Source organism: Catenulispora rubra, from assembly GCF_015356825.1.
GTDB lineage: Bacteria > Actinomycetota > Actinomycetes > Streptomycetales > Catenulisporaceae > Catenulispora > Catenulispora rubra.
Genome location: NZ_JAACYW010000796.1, coordinates 1 through 403, shown reverse-complemented (window position 1 = coordinate 403; position 403 = coordinate 1). Strand labels below are relative to the sequence as shown.

Below are 403 nucleotides of genomic sequence, written 5' to 3'. Positions count from 1 at the left end.
CGCTTACAAGGAGCTGGAAGGCGCGGGCGTGGTGGTCACCCGGCGCCGAACCGGCACGCACATCGCAGACTCGGCCCGACCGACCTCCGCGGCCGATCGCGCCGCCGCGCTCGACCAGGCGGCGCAGGCGTACGTCGCAGCTGTTCGGGCTCTGGGGGCCACCGACGAGGACGGCGTGGCGGCGGTGTCGCGGGCGATGGCACCGGCCATGGCGCCGGAGGATCCGGGCCGGTGATGACCACCAAGGCGCTGACATGGGCGCTAGCATGGCGCGGACAGGCCAGCCCCAGCGGAAGCGACGAGGATCTGTTGTATGCCCGTTGAACCGACCGAGCCGCGCCGGCGGCGTGTCGACGCCGAGCGCAACCGGCGGCGGATCCTCACCGGCGCGCGCGAGGTGTTC

General features: G+C 73.7%; 1 pseudogene. It reads left to right on the top strand.

Going from position 1 to position 403, the window contains the following annotated elements:
* Window positions 1-235, top strand: a pseudogene (locus GWK61_RS55470) (GntR family transcriptional regulator); the annotation flags it as partial.
* Window positions 236-403 lie beyond the last annotated feature (168 nt).